The sequence below is a fragment of the Marinobacter sp. SS21 genome, from assembly GCF_028369065.1.
Classification (GTDB): domain Bacteria; phylum Pseudomonadota; class Gammaproteobacteria; order Pseudomonadales; family Oleiphilaceae; genus Marinobacter.
In genome coordinates, this window is the sequence record NZ_JAQNDA010000006.1 from 261,337 (window position 1) to 282,030 (window position 20,694).

A 20,694-nucleotide genomic window follows, 5' to 3' on the forward strand; every position below is an offset into this window, starting at 1 on the left:
ACGGGGGGGATGGGCTAGCGCGACTCCCTTGCCGCGAGTGACGTTTGCCAGAACCAATCGCCCAGATCGGACAAGCCCAGAGAGAATCGTTGGAAGCGGGGCTTCAGGCTGGCGGCCGCGTCCAGTTCCGCCACCACCGAACGCACTTCAAGGCCGTTCTCGATGGTTTCGTATCGGGTTTGTTCGCGCTTCAGTTCGGGGCCGGCCTTCAGCAGGCCCAGGGACAGTAAGTGCTGCAGGTAGGTTGGCGCCCATTGCGGCAGCATGAGCCCCGATTCCTGGGCTGTCCGGCTCAGGTAGCTACGGGCACGGTACACCGTTTTACCGAGCCGGCCAACCGCCTCCAGGTGGCAGGCCGGATGCGGTTCACCATCGGACATCAGCGCCAGCACCCGGAGTTCATCGGGGGTCAGTTGCAAGATCAGTACTCGCAACAAGTCATCTTGGGCCGAATTGCAGGTTTGGTGGATGGAGCGGTGGTGCAGATCGGCCAGTAGCTGAGTGACGTCGGGGCGCAGCACCTGCAAGGGAAACGGCCCTGAGCCGGTGACGGAGCCGCCGGACTGGGTGGGATGAGCCTCAACGCCTTCAAGCTTGTCCTTGATGACCTGGAGAACCCGGTTCTCGACATCGCTGTACAGCTGGGTGGCGGTTCGCAGGCCGGTACTGGCCAGACGTCCGACAATGGAGCGGTTCTGACCGTTGCGTGCGGTGTCTGCCACGGCGGGGTATTGCTCCCCGTTACGGTGGTTTGGCATAGCGAGCTCGTGAGAATTTTGTTGTTCTTGCCTGGGTCCATGTGACTTCAATCACGAAACTAAAATAAACTATGGGCAGCACACAGACAACACACCAAACAAAAAAGGTGGGCCATGACCTTCAGACACGGTGACCGGGGCGTCGCGACGTCGCCCGATGTTGATTTTGCCGAGGTGGTTCGCACCCAGGCGCAGGCGCGACGGGATCAGCAGGCGGGGGAGATCGAGGCGGAACTGGATCGGGCCCGACAGCGTATGTCGTTGCTGGGACGGTTGGCGTTGGGGCTGGGTGCCCGCAAGGCTGTCAGTGCCACGGAAGGGGCCTCGGATGATCGCTAAACTGCAATGTCAGGCCGAGCTGGACAAGCTGGCGGCGGTGATCGGCCCGCTGGACCCGCACTGGTGCCGTGCTGGCGAGGTCAGTGCCGACGACATCCGGGCGCTGCGCTACGAAGCGCTGGATGAACTGGCTCAGGTGCAGGGGCCGATGTTCCGTCGACTCGCCAAGGCCGCCCGTTTCCTGCCCCGGGGCAAGGCATCCCGCTTGGCGCTCGATCTGGGGCCACTATTGACCGCGCGCCTGTTGCCGCACCTGAATCCTCTCCTGGTGGGCCGCCTGGCCCGCCCCCTGCCTGTCGAGTTCCTCGCGGACACCACGCTGCAGGCCGACCCAAGAGTGTTGCGTACACTGGTGGCCCACATAGCGCCAGACCAGCTGGCGGCGTCGGCGGCCCATCTGGTTCAGCGCCAATGCTACGTTCAGGCGGGCCAGCTGGCCGATGTGCTGACGCCGCCGGCGATCCGGGAGAGCCTGACGCTGATTCAGGACGATGTGGCGCTGTTGCGGCTGGCGTTCTACATGGAGCAGCCGGAAAAGCTCGGTGACATCATCCGGCTGATCGATAATGACCGGTTAAACCGGATCATCCTCGCCGGAGCGACAGACAGGAGCGCCTGGCCGTTGCTGCTCTGGGTGATGGATCAGGTCGGCCAGGATCTGAAATCGCGCATTGCCAACCAGGTGTTGTCGCGGGATCCGGCGGTGCTCAATGAACTGATCGAATTCGCCGACCAGAATGGCTTGTGGGGGCCGGTTCTGCGAGCCCTGGGGACGCTGAAAGCCAGTCATCGCCGTATCGTTGTCCACCTGGCGGCCTTGCGCAACCGGTCGACACTGGAACACCTGATACGGGCTGCCTACGACGAGGAACTGATGGCGCACACCCTGCCGTTGGTTGAGGCGATGAATGCGGACTTCCAGGCCATTGTTGCCAATACCGGCCTGAAAATGGGAGGCAGCATCCTGGAGGCCTTCGTTCGTACCGCCATTCAGGAAAACCGGGCCGATCTGGTGCTGACCCTGGCGAGCCGGTTGCAGGATTCGGAGCTGGAGGAACTCGCCACCCTGGGGTTGTTCACCGAAGGCTTTGTGTTGCGGCCGTTGATCATGGCGGCCATCGTCAGTGGCCAGGTGGCGACCCTGGTGCGGTTCGCCAAGGCCCTGTCCCGTCGCGGCCAGGCGTTGTTTGCCGGCTTGCTGGCGGGGGATCATGGCGCCCTGCTGGAACGCATGCTGAACCGGACCGACGCCCTTGCCGGGCGCGACTGGCGCAATCTGGTGTCGGTGCTGGGGCGGCTGGAGGCTCCGGAGCAGTTGGCGAGCATCGCCGAGGTGGTGCAGTGGCAGTCGGCCCGCACTTACGACACCCTGCGCAACTACGCCGAGAACGCCGGTCTCGCGCTGTTCCGCTCCCGGCGTTCCTGACGGCGGCCTGATTGGGGGCACAAAAAAAACCGCGGCCAGGGCCGCGGTTTTTTTAACTCAGGACCGAGGGCTTAGCGGCGCACCTGGATGCGTGCTTCCACCCGACGGTTCTGGGCGCGACCGCCGGCGGTGTCGTTGTCCGCCACCGGCTCAGCCTCGCCGTAGCCCACGGCGGAGACACGGTCGGCAGCTACCCCCAGGCTTGCGGTCAGGCGACCAGCCACCGCTTCGGCACGCTGCTGGGACAGCGACTGGTTGTAGTCGGCGTTACCGGCGCTGTCGGTGTGACCGGCAATCTCTACGCTGGTCTCTGGATGCTCAGCCATGAAATCCGCCACTTGCTGGATTTCCCGGTCGTAGGTGCCGTCGATCTGGGCGCTGTTGCTGGGGAACTGCACCCGCAGCTCGATGGTCTCGACGGTTTCGGCGACGCCTTCACAGCCACTGGCATCCACGTCGGCGCCGGCGCTGGTGTTTGGACACTCGTCCTTGCTGTCGACCACGCCGTCGGTGTCGGAATCGGTCTCGCAGCCGCGGCCGTCGACGCTGGCACCCGCCGGGGTGCTGGGGCACTCGTCGCGGCTGTTGGCCACGCCGTCGTTGTCGTTGTCCAGTTCACAACCGAGGCTGTCGACCTGGGCGCCGGCCGGCGTGCCCGGACACTGGTCGTTGCCATCGGCGATGCCGTCGTTGTCGGAATCCATCACCACCTGTTCATTGCCGCCGCCCCCCCGGCTGAAGGCCATGCTCAGGCCCAGCGACACCTGGGTGTCGAAGGTGGATTCATCAATGCCGTGAAATTCCCGCAGGTCGCCGCGCAGGGAGACGGACTCGGTGATGTTGTAGCGGATACCGCCACCGATGTTGACCCGGGTCTCGTCGTGGTTGGTGCCGGCGGTGAAGACCGGGCCAGAGCCGAAGTCGGCATCGCCAGCGCCCAGGGCCAGGTACGGATTCCAGGCCTGGTCAGCGTCGGCCAGGTAGTAGAGGCCGTCCAGACGCAGTTCTTCGAAATCGCTGCTGCCGGACACATGCTTGCGGTCGGCGTCGGCACGGGAGTAGACCGCCTCGACGGCCCAGCGCGGGGTAAAGCGGTATTCCAGACCCACGCCAAAGGTGCCGGTTTCGCTCAGGTCGCGCTTGGAGTCGAACAGCTGGTAGCCCGCGAAGGGGCTGATGTAGATGTAATCTTTTTGCTCTGCCGCCACTGGGGTGGCGACGGCGGCCGCCAGGGCCGTTACTACTAGTGGACGCATGATCGACATGCCGAACCTCCTGTTCAATGGTTTCATTCGTAAGGGGGGCGCTTGGCCTGGCTGGCGTACGCACTTTTTATGTTCCGGTGATGACCCGTGAGCAGGGCCTCTCTCCTGGAACCGCAACTTACGTCATTGCTGACCAAAAGCCCAGTTCATAACAGGACGAATTAATATTCGCCTGGGTTCCAACGGGTTTCGGGCATTTGGGGCCGAAGCCGGGTCAGGAGGTGACAGAAAAATAGAGGTGGGCGCTCTTCTTGCTGAAATTGAGCTGTTCGCCGGAGTCGAAACGAACCTCGAAGGCGCTGCCGTCCTCGGTCATTACCGTACCGGCGCCAAAAATGACATGGTGGAGCCGGGGGTGGCCCCACAGCGGGCCGTCGTCAATCCTGCCGCTGGAGGGCTGGTCGGACGCCAGCTCGACTCCGGTGCTGGCGGCATAGCGCAGGCTGACCGGGGTCAGAGGGTGAGTCACGGTAAGGCCGGCGGTGGCGTCGCTGGGAGGCTGATCCAGCCACTGGCCAAACTGGTCGCATAAGCCAAAGCACAGTTCGCCGACAAAACGGCTCGGGCCCTGGTCGCCATCCAGGTGCGCGGCCTGGCCGGCGGCGCGGGTGATCAGGTGCAGGGCCTGACGGGCCCGGGTCATGGCCACGTACAGCAGGCGGCGTTCGCTTTCGAGGTGGGCCTTGAGATCGTCGCCCTGGCGGGGGCTGTAGGGCAGGTACTTCTCTTGCAGTCCGGGAATGATCACCTGGGTCCATTCCAGGCCCTTGGTGCGGTGGATGGTGGACATCAGCACCCCGCTGCGCTGAGGTTGAGCGGCTTGGGTTTTCAGTGCCTTGAGGTGGTTGAGGGCCTCGAGGGCGCCGATGTCCAGGCCGGCCAGGTAGCGCTGGAAACCGTGAATGGTTTCAATCCGTTCGTCGGCGGCTTCGTGGGTCAGCGCCAGGCCGCGGATGCCCTCGAGCAAGTCGGTGTGCTGGGCGTAACGGTGGATCAGCGTGGCCACCGGTCCCTGGAAACCCGCCAGCTTGACCAGCGCCTCCCCCAGCGCCCGCAACTTGCGGCCCACCAGCGGCGACCAGGCGGAAAACTCCAACGCCAGCAGGCGCTCGCCCCAGCCGTCCGGGATCCGGGCCAGCATCTGCGCCAGCTGGTCCAGTTCGCCTTCCTTGAGCCCAACGTGGGGGAAACGCAGCAACAGCCGGGCAATGTCGAGCCGGTCGGCGGCCGGCAGGGCGGTCAGCTGGCCCGCCACCAGTTGCAACAGGGCGGTGATGGCCTGCACCTCGCGGCTGAACAGGGCGCCCTTGCCGGCGTCGATGCGGTAGGGAATCTGGCGGGCCAGCAGCTGCAGCTCGATGGGCACGCTCTGGCTCCACACCCGAAACAGGATGGCGGTGTCGGCGAGGGCGTCAGCCTCGGTCCGTGCCAGCACGGCCAGCACCACCTCGGCGTCGTTATCCTGGCGGTGCAGCTCGATGGTGGTGGCGGGAGTGCTGGCGTGGGCGTGGCACAGCACCGCCTTGCGGCCGCTGTTGTGGTGGATCAGGTGGTTGGCCAGCAGCGCCACCCGGTGACCGTAGCGAAAGGTGTAGCTGAGGCTCAGCTCCAGCGGGCTGTCGAACTCCTCGCCGAAGCGATTGAGGATGAACTCCGGCCGGGCGCCGCGGAACTCGTAGATGGTCTGGTCCGGATCGCCCACCACCGTGACCCGGGCCCGGTCGCCGGCGACATAGCGCAGCAGCAGGTGCTGGATCTCATTGGTGTCCTGGTATTCGTCCACCAGAATCAGGTCCATCTTGTTGCTGACCAGTTTCTGCAACGTGGGACTCTGGTGGATTGCCAGCACCGGCTCATAGAGCATGTCGGCGTAGCTGATTCGGCTCTGGCCCTTGCGCCAGGCCTCGAAACCGTGAAACAGGTCGATCAGGTAACGGTGCTTGTCAGCGTAGCCCAATTCCTCGAACACCACCGCCACCGGCGACAGCGTGGTCTTGACCAGGTCGATGAAGTTGACCGCGGTTTCAACATAGTCCTTCTTGTTACGGCGAATCTCGTCCGCCAGTTCCGCCGGCGCCAGTTCCCGGGTCAGCCGCCAGGCCTGGAAGTTGATTTCCTGCTCGCTGAGGATGGCGTCGCTGAACGCTGGCAGCTGGCCATCCTGGACAAAGCGCCGGTACAGCCGCAGGCCCATGGCGTGGTAGGTGCGGATCTCCGGCAGCGCCAGGCCGCTGTCGCGGGTGACGTCTTGCAGCTTGCGTTCGAAATCCCGGCGGGCACTGCGGTTGAACATCAGCACCAGCAGTCGTGCCGGGTCATGGCCCTGTTCCAACAGGTAGCGGATGCGCCAGGCCAGGGTGAAGGTCTTGCCGCTGCCAGCCACGGCGGTCACCACCGCGTGCTCGTAAGGCGCGGTGATGATGTCGCGTTGTTCGTCGGTGAGGTAGTCGGGCAGCGGCTTATGCATGGCGCCATTGTAATCGGCAACTGGCACCGGGGTAAGCCGTCCACCATAATAGGGCCCTTGTTTTTCACCGGGATGCCCGGAATTCCTGAATTCCGGCATCCGTTGATTCCGGTCATCCAAAACTATTGTAAGGAGAAATCACCATGGCGGTTGAAATGTCAGATCCGGTCAACGTATTGGGCGAGATTCTTGAAAGCTGTGGCACCGATCCGAAGACCGGCTTCTACCGCGATGGCTGTTGCAACACCGGCCCCGACGATCTTGGCCAGCACACCGTCTGTACCGTGGTGACCGAGGACTTCCTGGCCTTTTCCAAGGCTCGCGGCAACGACCTCAGCACCCCGATGCCGGCCTTCGGCTTTCCGGGCCTGCGCCCCGGCGACAGCTGGTGCCTGTGCGCGGCCCGCTGGCAGGAGGCGCTGGCCGCCGACTGTGCACCGCGGGTGAAGCTTAGGGCCACCCACCAGGCCACCCTGGAGCTCTGCGAGCTGGCCGATCTCAAGCGTCACGCCATCGATCTCAACTGAGCATGATCAAGCTGACGGCGGACACCCACGCCTGGCAGCAGTTGCAGCAGCGGCTCGGGCTGAGCGGTCAACGTCGCCTGGTGCTGCTGGAAGGTGAGCGCGAGCAGGGGCTGGCCTGGTTGGCCGCCACGCTGCCGGCGCTCAACGTCGACACCGCCCTGTGGGTGGGACCGGCCGCCGACAATCCGGCCTCCCACCTGATACCGCTGGCCGCGACAGCGGCGCGGCAATGGCTGGGACGGGAAATCGAGCTGTTGGTGTGGGATGGCTGGAGCGGCAACCCCCCGGACAGCCTGGCGGCCCTCAGTGGCACCCTGAGCGCCGGTGGCCTGTGGTTCTGGCTGGTGCCGCCGTTGTCCCAGTGGGCCGGCTTTGACGATCCGGATTATCGCCGTACCGGCCTGGCCGACAATCGGCAGCATCCGTTTGCCCGTCGCCTGGCGGATTGCCTGCGGACGGATCACTCGGTGATCCGGCTGGATCTGGCGCAATCCCGGCACCGGGTGTTACCGCAGCTGCCGGTCCCGGCGCAGCCGTTCCTGCCCGGTGTCAGCACCGAACAACAGCGGTTGATCGACGCCATCGTCACCACCGGCCTTGGCCGCCGCCGGCGACCGCTGGTGATGACCGCTGACCGGGGCCGGGGCAAGTCCGCGGCGCTCGGGCTGGCGGCCATCCAGCTGCTGCGCCAGGGCCGTCGGCAGCTGATCGTGACCGCACCCAGTGCCGCCGCCGTGGCCACCCTGTTCCATCATGCCCGGGCCGAGGCCGGGGCGGAATTGGTCCCCGATCACGACCCGCACTCGGTTCGGCTGGCCCAGGGCCAGAGCCTGCGCTTTCTGCCCCTCGACGAGCTGCTCCAGCAGCGGCCCGAGGCCGAACTGGTGTTGGTGGACGAGGCCGCCGCCATCCCGGCGCAACAGCTTAAGGAAATCCTGCTGGGCTGGCCCCGCTGCGTCTTTGCCAGCACCATTCACGGCTACGAAGGCACCGGCCGCGGCTTCTCGATCCGCTTCCGCGATGTGCTCGACCGCCATACCCCCCAGTGGCGCGCCGAAACCGTCAGCCAACCCATTCGCTGGGCTGCCGACGATCCGCTGGAGGCGCTCACCGCCCGGTTGTTCCTGCTCGATGCCTCGGCCCCGGAGCCCGCCCCGGACACCGACCCGGGGGCCATCCAGATCGCGCGCTGGCAACCGGCGACGGCCTCGGACCAGGAACTCACCGAGGCCTTTGGCCTGCTGGTGGATGCCCACTACCGCACCACCCCGGGGGATCTGCGCCAGTGGCTGGACGACGCCGGCGCGGTGACCTGGCGAGCCAGCTGTAACGGGGTGGTGGTGGGGGTGCTGTGGGCCTCCCGAGAAGGCGGGCTGGCGCCCGATCTGGCCGAGCAGGTCATGCAGGGCAAGCGCCGGCTGCGGGGCCATCTGTTGCCCCAGTCCCTGGCCAGTCACAGCGGCTTTGTGGAGGCGGCCAGCCTGCACCTGCTGCGCATCGTGCGGGTGGCGGTGGCGGCCGGTGCGCGCCGCCAGGGCATCGGCCATGGCCTGGTGCAGGCGGCGCTGGGCTACGCCCGCGAGCAACGGCTGGATGGCCTGGGCACCAGCTTCGGTGCCAGCCCGGAGCTGCTGGCGTTCTGGCGGCAATGCCGGCTGCCACTGGTGCGCCTGGGGCTGCACCGGGAGAGCAGCAGCGGCGAACACGCGGTGCAATTGCTGCAGGGGCTGAGCGCACCCGGTCAGGCGCTGGTGAGCCGGGTGCGGGAACGGCTGGCGGAGCACTGGACCACACTGGTGCCCTCGGTGTGGGCGGAGCTGGCGCCGGAACTGGTGCTGACGCTGACCGCCGAGCTGCCGCCGCGACCACCATTGGGGCCTCAGGATCTTTGTGAACTTCGGGCCTTCGCCGAGGGCTATCGCGGCTTCGAGCTGAGCCTGCCGGTGCTGCGAGCCTTCAGCGGGCAAGCCGGAATGGCCCGGCAACTGGCCTCAGAGACGAGGCTTTGGGTGCGTGCGGTGCTGCAGGGCTGGGACTGGACCCGGCTCCAGCGCAGCGGCGATTGTCGCGGCCGCCGCGACGCTGAACAGCGCCTGCGGACGTTGGTGCGGAGGTTGTTGCCGCTGCTGGACGGCGATTAAACGCACTCCGTAAAGCGCCAACTTGTGAACCGCTCGATTTACCTATGGCCGCCATCTGCCGAGAATGCAGATTCATGACCGAGACTCAGAGACCCTCACTATGGTGGCCAATGGAATTGCCCGACCCCTCCTTGCCAGTCTGCTGTTCGCGCTTGGCACTGTCCTGATTACCGGCTGCGCCCATGACCCGACGCCGGCCAACCTGGCCCAGCAACACGCCAGCGCCACCGCTACACCGTTGCTGCAGGCGGTGGCGGCCGCGGATCTGCAACGGGTGGAGCAGCTGGTGGACGCCGGAGCCGCGGTGAACACCCTGACCGAACAGGGCACCCCCCTGGCCAAGGCCGTGGCCGAGGGCCAGGGCCGGATTGCCTGGTACCTGCTGAGCCGAGGTGCGGCGCCGGATTACACCGGCACCGACGGTGTGACCCCGCTGATGTTGGCCGCCGCCCAGGGTGATCGGCCGATGGTGCGTTTATTGCTGTCAGCGGGGGCGGAGGTCAACGCCCGGGACGCTGACGGCCAGACCCCGGTGATGCTGGCGGCGCGGGCCGGGCACCTGGCGGTGATGCGGGTGTTGTTGTCCGCCGGCGCCAACGTCAACGTGGCCCAGGGCGGGCGCTCGCTGTTGATGCAGGTTGTCGCCAGCGGCGATCTGTTGACCACCGAGGCGTTGCTGGCGGCCGGCGCCGACGTCAATTACCGCTCCCCCGAGGGGCAGACGGCGCTGGGTCTGGCCCGGGCCATCCGCAACCACGATCTGCAGATGCTGTTGATTCAGGCTGGCGCCGACGGCTGAAGCCGGGTTCAGTCCAGCTGCAGCGGGCAGTCGCCCTCGGCCCAGGGTGGCATGAAATGGGCTGCCACCGCGTCCGGGGCGACGGCGCGCACGCTGTGATCGCGCCACTGCGGGTTCTGGTCACGCTCCACCAACCGCGCCCGGATGCCTTCGGGCAGGTCCGTCCGTTGGCAGCAGTTCAGAGCCATGGCCAGTTCCATGGTCAGGATGTCCTTCAGCGACATCTGCTGGGCTCGCTGTAGCTGCTCGCTCACCAGCCAGGCGGTCATCGGGCAGCCCGCGCGGAGATTGGCCATGCTGGCTTGCCACCAGTCGTCGTCGACCGCCTCGCTCAGCAGTCGGTCGACAATGTCCGGCAGCTCGCCCTGGCGGCACAGGTAGGCAATCCGTTGTTCGTGGTCGGCCAGACGGCTGGCGGGCAGTTCGGCGGCGGCCGGACCTTCGAGCCGGTTGAGCAACCGGTGCAGGCGGTTGTCGTCGCCGGCGACGTTGCCGGTCCAGCTCTGACTCTGGAGTTGGTCCAGCAGGGCGGCCTTGCGATCCGCGACTACGGCGAAATCCGCCAGCCCCACCCGCAAGGCATCGGTCGCGTTCAGGCGGGCTCCGGTCAGGCCCAGGAACAGCCCGAGTCCGGCCGGCAGGCGGTTGAGGAACCAGCTGGCGCCCACATCGGGAAACAGGCCTATGCTGATTTCCGGCATCGCCATCATCAGGTCCGGCGTCACCAATCGGTAGCGACAGGCGGACAGCAATCCCATGCCGCCGCCCATGACCACCCGCTGGGCCCAGCCCACCACTGGCTTGGCGAAGCGGTGCAGGTGGTGAATCAGGCGGTATTCCTTGCTGAAGAACCGCTGAGGGGTGTCGACGTCGCCAGTGCTGATGGCCTGGTACAGGGCGACAATGTTGCCGCCGGCACAGAAACCGCGCTCACCGGCGGCGTCCAGTAACACCAGACAGACTCGCGGGTCCTGCTCCCAGCGATCGAGGGCAGCCTGCATGTCATCGATCATGTCCTCGCTGAGGGCATTGAGCGAGGCCGGGGAATCCAGGGTGAGGACGCCAATGACGCCGCTCTGGCACGGCAGCTCGTTAACCTGAATGGGCATGATCACTTCTCCGCTTGCATGTTCGCACTGTGGGGGTCTGGTTGGCGCAGGTGTGCACCCGGGCACGGCTGCCGAAGGTGCGCCGGACGCCGGGCATCTTGCCACAGACTTTGGCCTGAGTGTGCCGGGAAAGGAACTCGACATTCGTTGCAAGTGTGCTTCGGTAGAGGGTATTCGCGGCCAAAGTAGTAACTTGACCTATCGCATTTGTGGGTCGCCGACGCTATGTTATAACTTTTGTTGGCCAAGGGAGCCCAGCTCCGGGCCCGGTAACCATAACGATGAGAGGGTAGAATCCATGAACTTGAAACAGATCGCAGTGACCGGGGTGGTTACGCTGGCGGCAGCGCTACCAACGTTGGCGGTGGCCGGTGATATCGAGGCCGGCAAGGCCAGGGCCGCGGTTTGCGGTGCCTGCCATGGCCAAAACGGGATCGCCCTGATTCCCGGTTACCCGAATCTCGCCGGCCAGAACGAAGCCTATCTGGTCAGCGCGCTGAACGCCTACAAGGCCAAGCAACGCAACGGTGGCCAGGCCCCCATCATGCAGGGCCAGGCGGCGGCGCTGAGCGATGAGGACATTGCCAATCTGGCGGCTTATTACGCCAGCCTGCCGGCCGGCGGCTGAGTCCGCCAGCGGCAGTCACCGCAGCCGTCGCATCAGGCGGCTGCGCCCCGGATGATGCGGTAGCTGGGCTTGTAAGCCGTGGCGCCGGGTAGTTTCATTCGGTTCTGTTTGACGAACGCTTCCAGCATCGCCTCCAGCGGGGTCAGCAGCGCCGGGTCGCCGGCAATCTCGAACGGCCCCTTCTGCTGGACCTGGCGAATGCCGCTTTCCTTGACGTTACCGGTCACGATGCCGCTGAAGGCCTTGCGCAGATTGGCGGCAATCAGGTGCACCGGCTGTTCCTGGTGCAGGGCCAGGGAACGCATGTTGTCATGGTTGGGCTCGAACGGCAGCTGGAACACCGGATCGATCTTCAGCATCCAGTTGAAGTGGTAGGCGTCCTGCATGGCGCGCCGGAACGTGGCCACGTCCTCCATGCCTTTTTTCATGATCTGCGCCACCCGGACCGGATCGTCGATGACGATTTCGTACTTGCTGGCGGCTTCGTCGCCCAGGGCGTGGCGAATGAAACGGTCGATCATCTCGAAGTACTCCGCATTCTCCTTGCGTCCGGTGAACACCACCGGGAATGGCAGATCCTCGTTGTCTGGGTGCAACAGGATGCCGAGCAGGTAGAGGATTTCCTCCGCCGTGCCCACGCCGCCGGGGAACACAATGACGCCGTGGCCTGCCCGTACAAACGCCTCCAGCCGTTTTTCGATGTCCGGCATGATCACCAGTTCGTTGACGATGGGGTTGGGCGCCTCGGCACCGATGATCGCCGGCTCGGTGATGCCGATGTAACGGCCGTGCTTCACCCGCTGCTTGGCGTGACCGATGGTGGCCCCTTTCATCGGCCCTTTCATGGCGCCGGGGCCGCAGCCGGTGCAGATGCTCAGGCCACGCAGGCCCAGCTGGTGACCGACCTCCTTGCTGTAACTGTATTCCTCCCGGTTGATGGAATGACCGCCCCAGCACACCACCAGATCCGGTAGCCGCCCCGCCTGCAGCACCCGGGCGTTGCGCAGGATGTGGAAGATCAGGTTGGTGATGTCTTCCGGCTGGTCGCGGCGGAAGCCGGCGGCGGAGATGGGGATGGAATTGGAGTAGATGATGTCCCGCAACACAGAGAACAGGTGTTCCCGGTTGGCCCGCAGCATCTGACCGTCGACGAAGGCGGAGGCGGGGGCATTGATCAGTTCCAGCTTGAGTCCGCGCGGCTGGGGCACCAGGCGGACATCGAAATCCGCGTGTTGCTCCATCAGGCTCTTACAGTCATCGGTCTCAATACCGGTGTTCAGCACCGCCAGAGCGCACTGGCGGAACAGGCGGTACAGGCCGCCTTCGCTTTTGTCCTTGAGTCGGTTGACCTCATGGTTGGAAAGAATTTCGAGACTGCCTTCCGGGGATACCAATGCATTGATCTTGTTTTCAATCATGAACAGCCTGTCTCCTTGGGGGTAAATAATGCCAGACCCTGTCTATAACCTTAGTCCATTTGGCCGGCGACTTCGCTGATTGGGATCGGGATCTTGGCTGGCCGAATTTTGAGGCCATGCCGGAACACGGTACACTGGGCGCTTTCATTCCTTATTTCCAGCCAGTCAATAGTCGAAGCCAGCCATGAAATTCCTCATTCGTCCCGCATCGGAAGTTGCGATCAAGAGTAAGCCAGTCCGTCGTCAGCAGATGCGCCAGTTGCGCCAGAATATCCGAAAATTGCTGATCCGGCTCGATCCGGAGATCACCGTCGAGGGCGGCTGGGACCGCATCGACATCGAGGTGCCGGAAGACCGCGGCCTGGCCGGTCCGGTGGTGGATGAGCTGGTGCGTATTCCGGGTATCTCCACCATCCAGGAGGTGTCGGTGTATCCGTTGATCAGCCAGGAGGACGTGGCCGAAAAGACGGTGGCGGCGTTCGCCGACAGCCTGACCGGCAAGACCCTGGTGGTGCGGGTCAAGCGCCAGGGCAGCCATGAGTTTACCTCCATCGAGCTGGAGCGTTACGTCGGTGGCGCGCTGTTGAAGGCCTCCGACTCCCGCGGCGTCAGCCTGAAGAACGCCGACGTCGAGGTTCGCATCGAGGTGCGCCAGCACGAATTTCTGATCGCCCGCCGGCGTCACCGGGGCCTGGGTGGCTACCCGCTGGGCAGCGTGGAATCGGTGATGACGCTGATCTCCGGCGGTTATGACTCGTCGGTGGCGGCCTACCTGATGATGCGCCGGGGCCTGCGCACCCACTTCCTGTTCTTCAACCTCGGCGGTACCGCCCACGAGGTGGGCGTGCGCCAGGTGGTGCACTACCTGTGGCAGCGCTATGGTGCCTCCCACCACGCCAAGTTCATCTCGGTGCCGTTCGATGGCGTGGTGGCGGAGATCATGCGCTCGGTCAATCACCGCCACTGGGGGGTGGTGCTGAAGCGCGAGATGCTGCGGGCGGCGTCGGCCATCGCCGCGGGCCAGAACACCGAAGGCCTGGTGATGGGGGATGCGGTGGCCCAGGTCTCCAGCCAGACCCTGACCAACCTCAACGTGGTGGACCGGGCCAGCGAACAGGTAGTACTGCGACCGCTGATCGCCATGGACAAGGAACAGATCATCCGGATCGCCCACGACATCGGCACCGAACCGTTTGCCCGCACCATGCCGGAGTACTGCGGGGTGATTTCCCAGAAACCGGCCACCCGCGCCAAGCTGGATCGGGTGGAGCATTGCGAGGCCCAGATGGACTCGGCGGTGCTGCAGCAAGCCATCGAGCAGCGAACCGAGACGTCGGTGGCGGACCTGATGGAGACCCTGACCACCCCGGAAGACGTGGAGCTGGTGCCGACCCCAGGCGTGGACGATGTCATCATCGATGTCCGTCATCCGTCCGAGGGCGAGCGGGCGCCGCTGGTGCTGACCAACAACGAAGTGCTGCAGATTCCGTTCTATGAGCTCAACCAGCGCATCGGCGAGCTGCCCAAGGACCGCCATTACCTGCTGTTCTGCGACCGCGGCTCCATGAGCCGAGTGCATGCCGGCCACCTCAAGGCCGAGGGCTACGCCAACATCAAGGTCTATGCGCCCTAGTCAGATATTCAGCCCGGTGAAGAACTGTCGCACGTTCTCATTCAGCGCCTCCAGATCGTAGCCGCCCTCCTGCACCACCAAAGTAGGCAGGGCGGCCAGACGGATCTGGTTGCCCAGCCGCGCAAAGCCTTGCGAACTGACCGACACCTTGGCCTGAGGGTCATTGTGATAGATGTCGAAGCCCAGGGTGAGCACCAGGGCGTCGGGCTGGTACAGCCGGATGGCCGTCAGCGCCTCCTCCAGCCGGGCAAAGAAATCCGCTTCCGTTGAGCCGTGGGGCATGGGCAGGTTGATGTTGTAGCCGTAGCCCGCGCCTTCGCCACGCTCGTCCTCGAAGCCGCTGACCACCGGATAAAAGTTGGTGGGGTCGCCGTGGATGGAGACGTAGAGCACATCGCTGCGCTGGTAGAAAATTTCCTGAATGCCCTGGCCGTGATGCATGTCGGTGTCCAGAATCGCCACCCGGGGAAAGCGCGCGGTGAGTCGCTCGGCCGCGATGGCGGCGTTGTTCAGGTAGCAGAAGCCGCCGGCGGCGTCCCGGCGGGCATGGTGGCCCGGTGGCCGGCAGACCGCGTAGCTGGTGCGCTCACCGGCCATCAGCGCGTCGGCGGCGCCGAGGGCACTCTGGGCCGACCAGTAGGCCGCCTCCCAGGTGCTGGCGCCAATCGGGCAGCTGCCATCGGCCAGGTAGTGGGCGGCCTCGGCCAGTATGCCGCGCATGGGGTTGGGCGAGCGCACAAAGATGTTGGACATCACCTCATCGCCCCAGTCTTCGCCCATCGTGGTCCAGCGGCGGTGGGCGGATTCCAGGAAACGCAGGTAACCCAGGTCGTGGACCCGGGCGATGCTGCCGGCGCCCTGGTCCGCCGGGATCAGCACCGGTACCTCCATGGCCTTGAGCCCCTCCAGCAGCTGTACGGTCCGGTCAGGCACTTCCTGGGGCTGGCGCATCTGGCCGCGGGTGAAGTAGCTTCTGGGGGTATGCAAATCCTGCGACGGATGGAAGAACGCGTTCATGGTGTGGCCTCCTGATGCATCTATTGTCGAGTATAGGCTGTCGGTCAAGGTGCCCCGGCTGGTTACTGGCTACGGCTTTACAGGGCTGATATCCGGGGCCACTATGGGGTTCTCGGATGGACCTATTGCGACGCCTCAGCCGACACAGATGAGTCAGCCGACACAGATGAGTCAGCCGACACAGATGAAAAGGAGCCGACATGATTGAATCCCCCTTGCTGAAACAGTTGTCCGGATACGTGGGTGGCCAATGGTTGGACGCTGCCGACGGCGCCACCTTCGACGTCTACAATCCGGCCACTGGTGAGCGTATCGCCGCGGTGGCGTCGATGGCCGCCGCCGAGGTCGAGCAGGCGGTCGCCGCCGGCTGTCGGGCCCTCAAGCTGATGCAGCCATACCCGGTGGAAACCCGTCGCCGCTGGCTGGAGGAAATCCGCGATGCGCTCCAGGCCGATCGCGATGAGCTGGGGCGGATTCTGTGTCTGGAGCACGGCAAACCTCTGGCCGAGGCCAAGGCCGAGGTGGATTACGCCGCTGGTTTCTTCGACTATTACAGCCTGCACATCGGGGCCCTGGAACCCCACAGCCTGGCGGAGAAGCCCCGCAACTGCAGCTGGACAGTGCACTACCGCCCGGTCGGCGTGGTCGGTCTGATTACCCCCTGGAACTTTCCCATCGGCATGATCGCCAAGAAGCTGTCAGCGGCGCTGGCGGCCGGCTGCCCGTCGGTGATCAAGCCGGCCAGCGAGACCCCGCTGACCATGATTGCGCTGTTTACCCTGATGGCGGAACGGACGTCGCTTCCCGACGGCATGGTGAACCTGGTGATGGGTAAGGCCAGCGTCATCGGCCAGGTGTTGTGCGACAGCGCCGAGGTGCCAATGCTGTCCTTCACCGGCTCCACCGAAGTGGGCCGCCAGCTGATTCATGACACCGCCGATCAGGTCAAGAAACTGGCCCTGGAACTGGGCGGCAACGCTCCGTTCATCGTGTTTGCCGATGCCGATCTGGATGCCGCCGCCGATAACCTGATCGCCAACAAGTTCCGTGGCGGCGGCCAGACCTGTGTCTGCGCCAACCGTATCTTTGTGCATGAGGACGTGCTGGCCAGCTTCGGCGCAAAACTGGCCGAGCGGGTCGGTCGGATGACCGTGGGCGACGGCCTGTCCGAGGGGGTGGATATCGGCCCGTTGATCAACCGGGCCGGTTTCGACAAGGTTCGCCGGCACGTGCAGGATGCGCTCGACCAGGGCGGCACGCTGGTGGCCGGGCCGGACCCCGGCAGCCTCGGCGGCGATCTGTACTACCCACCCACGGTGGTCTCCGGGGTCACCCCGGAGATGGCCTGCTACCGGGAAGAAACCTTCGGGCCGCTGGTGCCGATGGCCAGTTTTCGTACCGAAGAGGAGGTGGTGGCCGCCGGCAACGACACCGAGTTTGGCCTGGCCTGCTACGTGTTCACCGCCGATGCCGAGCGCGCGCAACGAGTGGCGGCGGGCCTGCGGTTCGGTCACGTTGGCTGGAACACCGGCACCGGGCCAACGCCGGAGGCGCCGTTCGGTGGCATGAAGGCGTCCGGCATCGGCCGCGAAGGCGGGGTCGAGGGGCTGTTCGAATTTGTCGAGCCGCAGACCGTGCCCCGGGGCGGCTGATTGCCCTGTGCCCACACCCGCGCCGCCCGGCGCTCTTCCCCTCCTTGCTCTCCCTCCTTGCTACACCGCCGGGCGTTGCCGTTTCTGGAGCCCGGCCGGGTGCCAGAGCGTTTCGCTCTGTCCACAAACCGGTGGGTCGTCCTGCTATAATCCCAGGCCTGTTTAAATAGCCAGTCTTGGACGCTCTCTATGGATGTCTCCCACATTATCGATACCCTCAACGATGCCCAGCGCGAGGCGGTGACCGCCCAGAACGATCACCTGCTGGTGCTGGCGGGGGCCGGCAGCGGCAAGACCCGGGTGCTGGTGCACCGGATCGCGTGGTTGATGCAGGTGGACGGCGTGCCGCCGACCGGCATCCTGGCGGTGACCTTCACCAACAAGGCCGCCAAGGAGATGCGTTTCCGCATCGAGCAGATGATGAACATCCCGGCCCGGGGCCTGTGGTTTGGCACCTTCCACGGCATCGCCCATCGCCTGTTGCGATCCCACTGGCAGGACGCCGGCCTGCCGGAGAATTTCCAGGTCCTGGACAGCGACGACCAGTTGCGGCTGGTGAAGCGGGTGATGCGGGAGCTGCAGATCGACGAGAGCCGCTGGCCGCCGAAGCAGGTGCAGTGGTTCATCAACAGCCAGAAGGACGAGGGCCTGCGGGCCGATCACCTCCAGGTCAACCCCGGCGACCACTTCACCGACACCATGGTCAAGGTGTACCGCCAATACGAGGGACTGTGCCAGCAAAGCGGTCTGGTGGACTTCGGCGAGCTGCTGCTGCGCTCCCACGAGCTGTGGCTGCATCGGCCCGAACTGTTGGGCCATTACCAGCGCCGGTTCCAGCACATCCTGGTGGACGAGTTCCAGGACACCAACACCATCCAGTACGCCTGGCTGCAGGTGCTGGCCGGACACCGGGTGCCGCTGACCATCGTCGGTGACGACGATCAGTCCATCTACGGCTGGCGTGGCGCCAAGATCGAGAACATCCAGCAGTTCCAGCGCGATTTCCCCAATGCCCGGCTGGTACGGCTGGAGCAGAACTACCGCTCCACCCAGCTGATCCTCAAGGCCGCCAACGCGGTGATTGCCAACAACCAGGACCGCCTCGGCAAAGAGCTGTGGACCGACGGCCCGGAGGGCGAAGCCATCAGCCTGTACGCCGCCTTCAACGAGCAGGACGAGGCCAACTACATCGCCGATACCATCGGCAGTTGGGTGCAGGAGGGCAACCTGCGCAGCGAGAGCGCCATCCTCTACCGATCCAACGCCCAGTCGCGGGTACTGGAAGAGGCCCTGATGCGCCAGGGCATCCCCTATCGGGTCTACGGCGGCCTGCGCTTCTACGACCGCCAGGAGATTCGCAACGCCCTGGCCTACCTGCGCCTGGTTCATTACCGCCGTGACGACGCCGCCTTCGAGCGGGTGGTGAATGTGCCGCCCCGGGGCATCGGCGCCAAGAGTCTGGCGGAGCTGCGGGCGTGTGCCGGCGAGCAGGGCATCTCCCTGTGGGAGGCCAGCGAACGGCTGCTGGCGGCGGGGCAGGTCAAGGGTCGTGCCCGCACCGGTCTGCAGCGTTTCCTCGACATCGTCGCCTCGCTGGCGGAGCAGGCCGAACACGCCAGCCTGCACGGCCTGATGAAGCAGACCATCGAGGACAGTGGGCTCAAGGACTATCACGCCAATGAAAAAGGCGAGAAGGCCCAGGCCCGCATTGAGAACCTGGAGGAGCTGGTCAACGCCCTGGCGGAGTTTGAGGTGGAGGAGGGGGTTGATCCGCTGGCGGAGTTCATCGCCCAGGCCGCGCTGGATGCCGGCGAAGCCCAGGCCGAGGCCCATGAGGACAGCGTACAGCTGATGACGCTGCATTCCGCCAAAGGGCTGGAATTCCCGCTGGTGTTTTTGGCCGGGGTCGAGGAAGGTTTGTTTCCCCACAGCATGTCCCTGGAAGAACCCGGACGGATGGAAGAGGAGCGGCGGCTGGCCTATGTCGGCATCACCCGCGCCATGAAGCGGCTGGTGCTCACCTACGCCGAATCCCGCCGCATCTACGGTCAGGAAAAGTTCCACGCCCTGTCCCGCTTCGCCCGGGAAATACCCGCCGACTGCCTGCAGGAAGTGCGGCTACGCAACACCGTCAGCCGCCCGGCCATGGTGGCCCGCCCCAACGAAGGCCTGTTCGCCGCCGCAGCCAGCGAGCAGGCCGGAGTCTCCCTGGGCCAGCGGGTACGCCACCCCAAGTTTGGCGAAGGCATCGTGATGAACTGCGAGGGCAGCGGCCACCACACTCGGGTGCAGGTCAATTTCGACGACGGCGCCAAATGGCTGGTGCTGGCCTATGCGCCGTTGGAGCCTTGCTGAGCCAAGACCAAGCCTGCCCGGCTGGCGCGGTCGCCGGCTGGCAATGCCCGTCTCCGACCCCGCTTCGACCGTTGTCAGGGGCGTAGCGGGGTAGGTCTCGATAATCCAGCGCCGGTAGGCTTTTCCAGCGTGACTGCTGTAGCGATTTACGGGAACAACGCTGCGCACCGGCTCTCGTAGGCGGAGTGAACAGCCATGGATACCGGTTATTGTGAGAGCAAATGATGGCGGTCAAATGATTCCATGGCGAAGCGTAGAGTGTCTGTCTAACCTATTGTTTTAAAAAATCTTGGCAGGGCGCGTTGCTATGAGGCTGCGTAATCATGATGCGGTCGAATTATTGAGTTATCGAAGGGGTCTATCTAGTTCCTGTTAAATTTTTTTGCTGACCCTCATCGACTATTCTGTAATACAATGTAGTCAACCGCATTGGAGGTACAGTCATGAGCGTCACTACCGTTCGTCTTCAGGCAGAAGTTGAACAGCACCTGGAAGCAATCGCCGGCAGACTCCATCGGAGTAAAGGTTGGGTGATCAATCAGGCACTATCAGAATACATTGAAAAGCAGCAGCGTGAGCAGGAGCGTTGGCAGCAAACGCTAGAGGCAATGGAGTCGGCTGCCCAAGGAAAGGTAGTCGATGCTAGCGAGGTCCATGGTTGGCTCAATAGCTGGGGAACCGAAAACGAGCAGGATGCGCCGAGGTCAGGTAAGTGAAACTGGTTTACACGGACGAAGCCATTGAAGATTTGAAGCGCCTCAGGGAGTTTATCGCAGTTCACAATCCCCCTGCGGCAGGCAGGGTGGCTGCAGAACTGGTTAGCAAAATCGAATTACTACCAGACTTCCCTAGAATGGGAACACCGGTTGAATTGGCGCCGGTACCTGATTCCATCCGCGACATGGTTTTTGGCAAGTATGTTGTCCGCTATTCAGTACATGTGAGTGCCATCATCATTTTACGGGTATGGCATGAGCTGGAAGGTGAACGGTAGCAATTTAACCAGCCGCTGTTGCCGGACAAATTTTTCACCGCTGCGCGGGTGTGTCATGACGAAAGACTCCGGTCTTTCTTGCTGTATTCAAGATGAGGGAAGGCCCCTCGGTCTCGGTGACCAGACACCGGGATCAAACCGCCCTGTGCGGCTTGCATTAAGAGTG

Annotated in this window: 17 protein-coding genes; 11 read left to right on the top strand and 6 right to left on the bottom strand. The window is 64.6% G+C overall.

The annotated features are described in order from the left end of the window. Positions 1-14 precede the first annotated feature (14 nt). Entirely contained in the window at positions 15-758 is a 744-nt protein-coding gene (locus N6L25_RS10495) for an Abi-alpha family protein (RefSeq protein ID WP_271979966.1), read from the bottom strand. A 114-nt stretch (positions 759-872) separates the two neighbouring features. Between N6L25_RS10495 and N6L25_RS10500 the strand changes: the two genes are divergently transcribed. Next, positions 873-1,097, top strand: a complete 225-nt coding sequence (locus N6L25_RS10500; RefSeq protein ID WP_271979968.1) for a hypothetical protein — start codon at positions 873-875, stop codon at positions 1,095-1,097. Beyond that, positions 1,087-2,523, top strand: coding sequence for a hypothetical protein (locus N6L25_RS10505; RefSeq protein WP_271979970.1), 1,437 nt, complete (start codon positions 1,087-1,089; stop codon positions 2,521-2,523). The genes N6L25_RS10500 and N6L25_RS10505 overlap by 11 nt, the downstream gene beginning before the upstream one ends. A gap of 71 nt (positions 2,524-2,594) precedes the next feature. Here the strand turns inward: N6L25_RS10505 and N6L25_RS10510 are convergent, their stop codons facing one another. Continuing rightward, on the bottom strand, positions 2,595-3,788 hold the full coding sequence (locus N6L25_RS10510) for an OmpA family protein (RefSeq protein ID WP_271979972.1): 1,194 nt from the start codon (positions 3,786-3,788) through the stop codon (positions 2,595-2,597). 214 nt (positions 3,789-4,002) lie between these two features. Then, entirely contained in the window at positions 4,003-6,255 is a 2,253-nt protein-coding gene (locus N6L25_RS10515; RefSeq protein ID WP_271980011.1) for an ATP-dependent helicase, read from the bottom strand. Between the two features lie 143 nt (positions 6,256-6,398). On the opposite strand from N6L25_RS10515, the gene N6L25_RS10520 reads away from it, so the two are divergent. From N6L25_RS10520 to N6L25_RS10530, 3 genes are all read left to right on the top strand, one after another. Continuing rightward, entirely contained in the window at positions 6,399-6,782 is a 384-nt protein-coding gene (locus tag N6L25_RS10520; protein ID WP_271979974.1) for a DUF2237 family protein, read from the top strand. A gap of 2 nt (positions 6,783-6,784) precedes the next feature. Then, positions 6,785-8,923: a tRNA(Met) cytidine acetyltransferase TmcA gene (locus tag N6L25_RS10525; protein ID WP_271979976.1), complete on the top strand. Its 2,139-nt coding sequence runs from the start codon at positions 6,785-6,787 to the stop codon at positions 8,921-8,923. Between the two features lie 100 nt (positions 8,924-9,023). Further along, a complete protein-coding gene (locus tag N6L25_RS10530) occupies positions 9,024-9,722 on the top strand; it encodes an ankyrin repeat domain-containing protein (protein ID WP_271979978.1) in 699 nt (232 codons plus the stop codon). An 8-nt stretch (positions 9,723-9,730) separates the two neighbouring features. Here the strand turns inward: N6L25_RS10530 and N6L25_RS10535 are convergent, their stop codons facing one another. Next, a complete protein-coding gene (locus tag N6L25_RS10535; RefSeq protein ID WP_271979980.1) occupies positions 9,731-10,831 on the bottom strand; it encodes an enoyl-CoA hydratase/isomerase family protein in 1,101 nt (366 codons plus the stop codon). Between the two features lie 298 nt (positions 10,832-11,129). Here N6L25_RS10535 and N6L25_RS10540 point away from each other — a divergent pair, with 298 nt between their 5' ends. Then, positions 11,130-11,459 carry a c-type cytochrome gene (locus N6L25_RS10540; protein ID WP_271979982.1) on the top strand — a complete coding sequence of 110 codons (330 nt, stop codon included), beginning with the start codon at positions 11,130-11,132 and terminating at the stop codon, positions 11,457-11,459. A 32-nt stretch (positions 11,460-11,491) separates the two neighbouring features. Here N6L25_RS10540 and ppnN read toward each other — a convergent pair whose 3' ends face one another. After that, positions 11,492-12,877 carry a nucleotide 5'-monophosphate nucleosidase PpnN gene (gene ppnN / locus N6L25_RS10545; protein ID WP_271979985.1) on the bottom strand — a complete coding sequence of 462 codons (1,386 nt, stop codon included), beginning with the start codon at positions 12,875-12,877 and terminating at the stop codon, positions 11,492-11,494. Positions 12,878-13,061: 184 nt separating this feature from the next. Between ppnN and thiI the strand changes: the two genes are divergently transcribed. After that, entirely contained in the window at positions 13,062-14,510 is a 1,449-nt protein-coding gene (gene thiI / locus N6L25_RS10550; protein WP_271979986.1) for a tRNA uracil 4-sulfurtransferase ThiI, read from the top strand. Here thiI and N6L25_RS10555 read toward each other — a convergent pair whose 3' ends face one another. After that, on the bottom strand, positions 14,511-15,527 hold the full coding sequence (locus N6L25_RS10555) for a histone deacetylase family protein (RefSeq protein ID WP_271979989.1): 1,017 nt from the start codon (positions 15,525-15,527) through the stop codon (positions 14,511-14,513). 200 nt (positions 15,528-15,727) lie between these two features. Between N6L25_RS10555 and N6L25_RS10560 the strand changes: the two genes are divergently transcribed. The 4 genes from N6L25_RS10560 (at position 15,728) to N6L25_RS10575 (ending at position 20,528) form a co-directional block, all read left to right on the top strand. Then, positions 15,728-17,179, top strand: a complete 1,452-nt coding sequence (locus tag N6L25_RS10560; RefSeq protein WP_271979991.1) for an aldehyde dehydrogenase family protein — start codon at positions 15,728-15,730, stop codon at positions 17,177-17,179. A gap of 189 nt (positions 17,180-17,368) precedes the next feature. Beyond that, positions 17,369-19,534, top strand: a complete 2,166-nt coding sequence (gene uvrD / locus N6L25_RS10565; RefSeq protein WP_271979994.1) for a DNA helicase II — start codon at positions 17,369-17,371, stop codon at positions 19,532-19,534. 443 nt (positions 19,535-19,977) lie between these two features. After that, complete coding sequence (locus tag N6L25_RS10570) at positions 19,978-20,250, top strand: CopG family ribbon-helix-helix protein (RefSeq protein ID WP_271979996.1); 273 nt, start codon at positions 19,978-19,980, stop codon at positions 20,248-20,250. Beyond that, a complete protein-coding gene (locus N6L25_RS10575; RefSeq protein ID WP_271979998.1) occupies positions 20,247-20,528 on the top strand; it encodes a type II toxin-antitoxin system RelE/ParE family toxin in 282 nt (93 codons plus the stop codon). The genes N6L25_RS10570 and N6L25_RS10575 overlap by 4 nt, the downstream gene beginning before the upstream one ends. The last annotated feature ends 166 nt before the right edge of the window (positions 20,529-20,694 follow it).